Source organism: Parvibaculum sp., from assembly GCF_049672805.1.
Classification (GTDB): Bacteria; Pseudomonadota; Alphaproteobacteria; order Parvibaculales; family Parvibaculaceae; genus Parvibaculum.
The window spans coordinates 1-4,780 of sequence record NZ_JBATWS010000114.1 but is presented as its reverse complement, the minus strand read 5'-3'; the positions used below and the strand labels follow the sequence as shown (position 1 = coordinate 4,780).

5 protein-coding genes and 1 pseudogene are annotated in these 4,780 nt (G+C 60.8%); 4 read left to right on the top strand and 2 right to left on the bottom strand.

The window, feature by feature from the left end; all coding sequences use genetic code 11:
• Together WBF74_RS03600 and WBF74_RS03595 are read right to left on the bottom strand one after the other, a co-directional pair.
• Positions 1–343, bottom strand: a pseudogene (locus WBF74_RS03600) (hypothetical protein); the annotation flags it as partial.
• Positions 344–371: 28 nt separating this feature from the next.
• The gene (locus WBF74_RS03595; RefSeq protein WP_424435284.1) at positions 372–866 is read right to left on the bottom strand and encodes an RT0821/Lpp0805 family surface protein; all 495 of its coding nucleotides are present in this window, start codon (positions 864–866) and stop codon (positions 372–374) included.
• 166 nt (positions 867–1,032) lie between these two features.
• Between WBF74_RS03595 and pdxH the strand changes: the two genes are divergently transcribed.
• From pdxH to WBF74_RS03575, 4 genes are all read left to right on the top strand, one after another.
• On the top strand, positions 1,033–1,659 hold the full coding sequence (gene pdxH, locus WBF74_RS03590) for a pyridoxamine 5'-phosphate oxidase (RefSeq protein WP_424435281.1): 627 nt from the start codon (positions 1,033–1,035) through the stop codon (positions 1,657–1,659).
• Positions 1,660–1,666: 7 nt separating this feature from the next.
• Positions 1,667–2,596 (top strand): cation diffusion facilitator family transporter, encoded by a 930-nt coding sequence (locus WBF74_RS03585; RefSeq protein WP_424435278.1) that lies wholly within the window; start codon positions 1,667–1,669, stop codon positions 2,594–2,596.
• 43 nt (positions 2,597–2,639) lie between these two features.
• Entirely contained in the window at positions 2,640–4,196 is a 1,557-nt protein-coding gene (locus tag WBF74_RS03580; RefSeq protein ID WP_424435275.1) for an AAA family ATPase, read from the top strand.
• A gap of 9 nt (positions 4,197–4,205) precedes the next feature.
• Positions 4,206–4,780, top strand: a 575-nt coding sequence (locus WBF74_RS03575) for an SDR family NAD(P)-dependent oxidoreductase (RefSeq protein WP_424435272.1), incomplete at its 3' end; no start/stop codon positions are given.

Here is a 4,780-nt window from a genome sequence, read left to right as displayed (position 1 = left end):
GTGCGGACACAAGGCCGCCACGTCCGGCGCGTTCGAAGAAATAGAGGGCGCGGGTGGCATCAGGGGCAGTGCCGCGCCCCTCTTTCAGAAGCAGCGCCACATTACGCATGGCCGCAAGATCATCCTGCTGCGCGAGCGGCAGCCAGATTTCAAAGGCGCGCGCATAGTCGCCCTTGTCATAGGCGAGGAGGCCTTCGTTGAAACTGTCGGATTTTTCAGCCCGTGTGGGCAGCGACTGCTCGATGCGGTCGCGCACGGTAACGCCCGGCTGGGCGAGGGCCGAAGGAGCCGCAAGAGACGCCGCAAGCAGCGCAGGCAAAAGGGCGGACCGGAAAGAAATCATGATTGCCGGCCCACCCCTTCTGTCTCAATCAGTTCTGAATCTGCCAGGAGCCATCCGGCTGGCGGCAGGCAGTGCCATAAGCCTGCTGGCTGCGGCCCTCGATATACACTGTCTGCGAATATTCGCGGCAGGTCAGGTTGTTCTGCTGATAGGCGGCCTGCGGTGTCACCGTGCCGTAATTACCCGAATCCGGATTACGCCACTGGACCGGCTGGCCCGAGCGACCATTCTCCAGCGCATTATAGGTCGTCTCGCCCATATAGGCGCGGTCGGCGCGGTCGAGTGATTTGCCGATTTCGCTGCCAAGTAGCGCACCGAGCAGCACACCCGCACCCGTGGCCCAGAGGCGTCCCGTGCCGCCGCCGATCGCCTGACCGGCAAGGCCGCCCGCGACAGCGCCGCCCACGGTGCCGATCGTCTGCTTGTTGATTCCGCCACCGCTGCCGCTGCCATACATGCTCTGGTCACAGGCGGCCAGCGAAAGAGCAACGGCGCCTATGGCTAATCCCTTGACGAGTTTCATTTGCTTCAAATCCTGTGCTTTGTCGCCCCCAAGCGATAATACTGACCTATATAATGTGGTGATTGTGGCAAGAATGGAGCAACGAAACAGGACCCGGATAACTCACGCAAGGCGTGAAAATCGGGTTTTTTCGTTGGCATGAGCAGGCCAGAGGGACCAAAGGGAAATGAGTGAGATGACCGAAAGCCCCGTCGAAGCGGGAGTGACCGCAGGCGACGATCCCTTTTCCCTTTTCAATGAGTGGATGGAGCTTGCCCGCGCGAAGGAGCCGGAAGACCCGAACGCCATGGCGCTCGCCACTGCGGATAGCGACGGCTTCCCCGATGTGCGGATGGTGTTGCTGAAAGGCGTCGATCCGCAGGGCTTCGTCTTCTACACAAATCTTGAAAGCGACAAGGGTGAGGAGCTGAAAGCAAATCCGCGCGCGGCACTCTGCTTTCACTGGAAGAGTCTCCGCCGCCAGATAAGGGTGCGGGGTACCGTCACGCCGGTAAGTGATGCGGAGGCGGACGAATATTTCGCCTCGCGCGCCCGCGACAGCCAGATCGGCGCATGGGCCTCAAAACAGTCCCGCCCGCTTGAGACACGATTCGAGCTTGAAAAGCAGGTCGCGGTTTATGCCGCCAAATTCGGTCTGGGCAAGGTGCCGCGCCCGCCGCATTGGTCGGGCTTCCGTATTGTGCCGATCCGCATCGAGTTCTGGCACAACCGGCCTTTCCGTCTGCATGACAGGTTCGTTTTCGAGCGCGATACCCCCACCGCGCCCTGGCGCACAAAACGCCTCTATCCTTGAGCCGTGAATGACAAACACAGAACAGACTGTTTCGAGCGCGGCGCCACCGCATGAAAGACTGATGCGCCGCGCCACGTTTGCGGCTGTGGCTGTGGCGGTTCTGCTCATCATGCTCAAGAGCGTCGTCTTCTGGTTCACCGGATCGGTTGCCATGCTCGGCACATTGACGGACTCGCTGCTCGACGGTGCAGCGTCGCTTCTCAATCTCTTTGCCGTGCGCGCCTCCCTTGCGCCGCCCGATGCGGAACATCGCTTTGGTCATGGCAAGGCGGAAGCACTGGCGGGACTGGGGCAGTCGATTTTCATTTTTGCGTCAGCGGGCTACATCGTCTTCGAGGCGATCAGCCGGTTGATTGAGCCGAAACCAATTGAAAATTCGGTAGCCGGCATTGTCGTCGTGGTGATTGCGATTTTGCTGACGCTCGGTCTCGTCGCCTATCAGCGCCATGTGGTACAGCAAACGCGCTCGCTCGCCATCGAGGCTGACTCGATCCATTATCGCGGCGACTTGCTGATGAACCTGTCGGTGATAGCCGCGCTGATTCTGTCTGGTTATTTCGGGCTTCACTGGGCTGATGCTGTTTTCGGCATCCTGATTGCCTTGCTGATCGCCTGGAGCGCAGGCAAGATCGTCATCCGTGCCTTTGCGCAGCTGATGGATCAGGAGTTTTCCGATCAAGACCGCGAGCGCATCAAGGAAATTGCGCGCTCCCATTCCGAGGTCGTGAACCTTCATGATCTGAGGACAAGGCGCTCGGGTGTGGACAGCTTCATCCAGTTCCATCTTGAGCTTGATGGCGAGATGAAGCTGAAGGAAGCGCATCGGATTTCGGATGAAGTGCGCGACGAGATCATGGCCGCCTTTCCGGGCTCCGAAGTGCTGATCCATCAGGACCCAGCAGGCAGCCAGAAACTCACCAGCCTGCAACAAAGCTGAACGAAACGGGATGGTGACGCGGGAAAACGGTCAGAAGGATATAGTGGCGTTTCTGCTGAGGCCCGAAACGCATGGCTTGCCGTCGGGCGAAACCGTCCAGCATGTAGAAACCCACGCGTCGCATGTCTTTCTCGCGGGCGAACGTGCCTACAAGCTGAAGAAGCAGGTCGCTTTCACCTTTCTCGATTTTTCGACATGCGAGAAGCGCAGGGCCGCCTGCGAGAGGGAATGTTCGCTCAATCGCCGCACGGCACCGGAGATATATCTGGGCCTCGTGCCGCTGCGCGCAACCCCAAGCGGGCTACGCCTCGGCGGGGATGAGGGCGAGGTGGTGGACTGGATTGTCGAGATGAAGCGTTTCGAAAGCAACGGGCTTCTCGCGACACTGGCAGAGAAGGGCGAGCTTTCGATCCGTACGGTGGAACGGCTCGCGACAGATATTGCGGCGTTCCACCGGAAGGCAGAGGTCACGCAGGAATTTGGTGGCGCAGAAGGTATTCAGCGCATCGTGCGTGAGAACTGGCAGGATTTGCAGCCCTTGCTGGGCGGCGTGCTTGACCCTGAGAAAGCGGCGCTTGCCACAAGGCTGAGCGAAGCGGAAATCGCCCGCCATCAGGCGCTTCTCGAAGAACGGCGTCTCACCGGCCATGTCCGGCACTGTCACGGCGACCTCCATCTCGGCAATGTAACGATGGTGGATGACCGCCCGGTCATCTTCGACTGTATTGAATTCAGCGACCGGCTTGCGCGGATCGACACGCTTTACGATCTCGCCTTCCTGCTGATGGATCTCGCTTTCCGCGCGGAAAAGGACACGCGGCTTCGCGGGCTTGCAAACCGCGCGTTGAACACCTATCTCGACAGCCTTGCCCATGAGGAAATGGAACCCGCCTGCAGAAGCCTCGCGCTGCTGCCGCTCTTCATGTCTATGCGCGCGGTCGTGCGCGCCAAGGTGACGGCGATGCAGGTGAAGGAGGGGGACGACGCGAAGTCGGCGCTGGCGCGGGCCTATCTCGACTTTGCGCTGCGGCTGCTGGAAAGGGCACCGCCCCGACTTGTTGCTGTCGGCGGTTTTTCCGGCACCGGCAAGTCCACCATTGCGAAGGAGCTTGCGGGCCGCATCGGAGGGGCAGTGGGCGCGGTACATCTGCGCACGGATATCATTCGTAAGCGGATGTTCGACGTTGGCCCGCTCGACCGGTTGCCGGAAGAAGCCTACAGGCCGGAAGCGGGCGCGCGCGTCTATCGGGAGATGCTGCACCTCGCCGGGACCGTGCTTGATGCTGGAATGAGCACAGTTCTTGATGCGGTTTTTGCACGCGAGCGGGAGCGGAATGACGCGGCCGAGGTGGCGGCGGAAAGGAACCTGCCTTTCACCGGGCTTTGGCTGGAGGCGCCCGCAGCGCTGCTCGAAGCGCGTGTCGCAGCGCGCGAGACGCGCGGGGATGACCCGTCTGATGCAGGAGTGGATGTCCTGCGGCGGCAGCTTTCCTATGATCTCGGCCATATGAGATGGGGCCGTTTGAATGCTTCGGGCACGCCGGAGGAGGTTTTGGCGCTGGCGGAGGCGGCTCTGGCTTCATCTCGTACCTTCCTCTAGATTGCAGCCATGACACAGATCAATAATTCAGAACGCAAGACGCTGATCCTCACCGGCGCAAGCCGGGGTATCGGCCATGCCACGGTCAAACGGTTTTCAAGCGCTGGCTGGCGCGTCATCACCTGTTCGCGGCAACCCTTTCCGGAAGATTGCCCCTGGGAGGCAGGTCCGGAAGATCACATTCAGGTCGATCTCGCCGATGTGAACAACACGGTAGCGGCCATCGCCGAGCTGCGCGAGCGGCTGAAGGATCAGGGCGGGCGGCTTCACGCGCTGGTCAATAATGCAGCGATTTCGCCCAAGGGTCCGGGTGGCTCGCGGCTCGGCGTTTTCGATACGGATGTCGAGACCTGGTATCGCGTCTTTCAGGTCAATTTCTTTGCCTCCGTCATGCTGGCGCGCGGGCTGGTGGAAGAGTTGAAGGCAGCGCAAGGATCGGTGGTGAATGTCACCTCCATCGCGGGCGAGCGCGTGCACCCCTTCGCAGGCAGCGCTTATGCAACGTCAAAGGCGGCGCTTGCGGCGCTGACGCGTGAAATGGCATCGGAATTTGGCCGTCTCGGCGTTCGCGTGAATGCCATCGC